Raw genomic sequence first — 3,300 nt, forward strand, 5'->3', positions numbered from 1 at the left:
GAAGGGACGCGTGATTCTGTCGTTCGCGTTCGCAGTGTGCGGGGGGCTTGCGCTCGCGTCGTTCTTCAGCACGACGAACTACATGCTTCGGCTGTCGACGTTCTCCGGCGTGAGGCTGACTCTTGTGCTGCCTCCCGTGTTAGTGCTCCTGCATGACCTGAAGAGGCGCGTACACCCTGAATCGCTGGTCGAGTTCCTGAACAGGCCGCCAGTGTGGGGAGAATTGCTCCTGATGATGCTTCTTCTTGCGGGAGTCGCCTTAATGGTCTTCAGGAGCGGGAACGTAGCCTACACTCCGCCGTTCGAGGCAAGATTACGCGTATTCCTTGAACATGTCCTAGTTGCCCGGCCAAGAACTAAGGAAGTCCTTGCGGGCTGGCCGTCAGTGCTGCTGCTGGGCTTCCTCGTGAAACACGACTTGCTGAAACAGTACAGGGAACTTCTCCGGCTTGCGGCTTCTGCAGGATTCTCGTCTATTGTCAACAGCTTCTGCCACTTCCACACACCCCTGACGCTGATTCTTCTGCGTGAGTTTAACGGACTCTGGACTGGGTTAATAGTTGGTGCGGTGCTTGTGCTTGTGGTGAAGTTCGTGGTGATCCCGTTCCTGCGGCTCATCCGTCCCCTCGTAAGCTGACGCGCGTAAACGCCATGAAGTACAAGGCTGCAATTCTCGGCTATTACGGTTTCGGGAATCTCGGTGATGAATTGCTGCTAACTGCGTGCCTCGACATGTTCACGCGCTGCGGGGTTAGTCGTGGTGATGTCGTCGTTTTATCGCACAATCCCGACGAGACTTCCCGGAGCTTTGGTGTTGCTTCCGTGAAGCGCTGGAAGTTCCGCGAAGTCGCGAAGGCTCTGCGGCAGAGTCAGACACTTCTTCTCGGCGGAGGGGGACTCTTTCAGGACAAGACTAGCGTGAAGTCCTGCGTGTGGTATTGGGGAATCGTGAGGCTCGCGAAGTTTCTCGGCTGTAGAGTGTGGGCACTTGGCCAGTCCATCGGGCCGCTTAGGTCTAGAGTGTCGAGAAGGCTTGCGGGCGACGCGCTGAGGCTCTGCAAGGCTGTGCATGTCCGTGATGAGAACTCGTACAGGCTAGCGGAGTCTCTTGGGTGCAGTAACGTCATCAAGGGCTGTGATTTGGTGCTGACCCTGAAGGCCGGTGCAGTACCCTCACGCAAAGACGGGGGTTGTGTGCTCGTGAACCTCCGGCCAAGTGCGGAACTGGACTCGTTCGTGAAGGTCATTGCGCCGGAGCTTGAAGGCCGTAACGTTCTCGGAGCAGCTCTATCCGACGAGGACATAGATGCGTTAGCTGGGCTTAGCCTGCGCGAGATCGTGAGGGTCAGAACGTTCAACGATGCCGCAGAACTTTGGGCGGGAGCGTCGTGCGCTGTGGGAATGCGCCTGCACTTCGGAGTCTTGTCGCGGCTCTTCAGGACTCCCCTCGCAGTTATGCCCTATGACCCGAAAGTTACTGCCTTTGCCGAACAGTCAGGAGTACCCTGCATCGTCGACGCGTGGCGTGAACCGGTGATGCCCATTCCTGTGCCGGAATGTGCGGGCGAGATTGACGCGTTATGCCGTGAAATGTTGGCACTATGATAGAATTTGCACATGGACAAACGCAGAATTAACGAAATCGGATTACGATATGTAGAGAGTCTCAAGCTCTATGAAGAATTTGCTGCACGTATTCGCAACCTCATACAGGATCTCGTAGAACTTGAGGGTGTGGAGTTTTACGCGATCGAGGGCTGGGCGGAGAAGCCCGCCGAGCTTTTGCGGATACTCTCCACGCTTGAGGAGAAAGATTTAGCGGGAGTAGATCTCGTGAGGGTGAGAGTGTTGCTGCGTTTTCCTGAAGATGTCCTCAAGGTTGAGGAGCTGGTCAAGTCAGAATTTCAGATTGACGCAGAACGATCCGTGCCATCGAGCCAGCTTGAAGACCCCTACAGATTCGGCTATCCCGCAGTAGTGTACATACTTGCGCTGTCGGACTCTCGCTCGCGTTTGCGTGAATGGGCGAAGTATAAGACTCTCAGCTTTAGGCTTGAACTGCGCACACTCCTGCAAGAAGCATGGGCTACGATTTTCCCGCGCGTTAATCAGACTGTCGGGAGTCTGTCCGAGAAGAAATTAACCCGTGAACTTGTCCTGCTCTCGTCATTGTTGGAGAAGGCGGATGAAGGATTCCTATCTCTCCGTAGAGTCATCAAGGACGAAGCTCTGTTAGTGCCTCCCTCAAAGAACAGGCCTGCCGCTCAGCAGGAAGCCCCCGAAGCAGAAAAACTCTTCACTGACGAAGAACTATACATGCTGTTCCGAGATGATGAGTCTCTGCTTGGCCGGTGGAACGCGATTGCTCAGGAAGCAGGTTTCCCGGAGTTCACTCCTGACGCTGACTACTTGCGGGAGAGTTTCGCGCACCTTTGCGGGATTCTGCGGGCAGCAGGGATTGATACACTCTCGGACGTTCGGAAGTTCATTGCTGACATGGAGGACAACAGCAAAGGCCTTCAGCAGCTCAAGACTATTCACGACACCTTCAGGGAAAATGCGAACTGGAGGGTAGACCCGTTTTCTGCACTGTTCCTGCTGGTGCTGAATTTCCGATGGGACGACCTCAAGGACAAGGATTTAGTGAAGCTGAACATTAAGAAAGGCTCTGACAGGATTAGCGGCCACGACTAGGCAACAAATTTTCAGAGGGGAGAAATACAATGCGGACTATCATATTATGGGCGGCGGCCTCGTATCTTATCGGCTCATTCCCAACCGGCTACGTCATCACAAAACTTTTCCACAAGGACGAAAACGGCAAGCGCGACCACCTAGACATCAGGACTATCGGTTCTGGAGCAATAGGCGCGACTAACGTCGGCAGAGCAATGGGCTTCGGGTGGGCACGCTTCACTGCGATTGTCGACATGCTCAAGGGAGCGTTTGCGCTGCTGCTAGCGGTGCATCTTGTGCCTGCGGAGGAGCAGAATACCATCATGGCGGTTGCAGCTCTTGCTGTAGTGATCGGCCATAACTATCCAGTGTGGCTTGGCTTCAAGGGCGGGAAAGGGATTGCTACGACTTACGGAACGCTGTTCTTCATCTGGCCGTACGAGTCATTTGCGGTGGTGCTGTTGTGCGGAGCGTTGTGGTACATCATCATGAAGACTACCCGATACGTGTCGGTAGCGTCAATGCTGTCGCTGTGTGCTATGCCTGTGGGATTTGCTATGCTCAGCGCGCCGAAGGAGTATATTATTATCTCGGCGATACTTGCGGGATTGTGTGTGTTCCGGC

At 54.7% G+C, this 3,300-nt stretch carries 4 protein-coding genes; all 4 read left to right on the top strand.

Annotation, left to right across the window (positions count from 1 at the left end):
• Nucleotides 1–637, top strand: a 637-nt coding sequence (locus tag IJT02_06880; protein MBQ7544652.1) for a hypothetical protein, incomplete at its 5' end; no start/stop codon positions are given.
• Nucleotides 638–651: 14 nt separating this feature from the next.
• Nucleotides 652–1,605, top strand: a complete 954-nt coding sequence (gene csaB, locus IJT02_06885) for a polysaccharide pyruvyl transferase CsaB (protein ID MBQ7544653.1) — start codon at nt 652–654, stop codon at nt 1,603–1,605.
• Between the two features lie 12 nt (nt 1,606–1,617).
• Complete coding sequence (locus IJT02_06890; GenBank protein MBQ7544654.1) at nt 1,618–2,694, top strand: RelA/SpoT domain-containing protein; 1,077 nt, start codon at nt 1,618–1,620, stop codon at nt 2,692–2,694.
• A gap of 29 nt (nt 2,695–2,723) precedes the next feature.
• Nucleotides 2,724–3,300: glycerol-3-phosphate acyltransferase (locus IJT02_06895; GenBank protein ID MBQ7544655.1), on the top strand; the 577-nt coding region annotated here is incomplete at its 3' end.

The sequence above is a fragment of the Synergistaceae bacterium genome (genome assembly GCA_017450125.1).
In the GTDB taxonomy this organism is placed as follows: Bacteria; Synergistota; Synergistia; order Synergistales; family Aminobacteriaceae; genus JAFUXM01.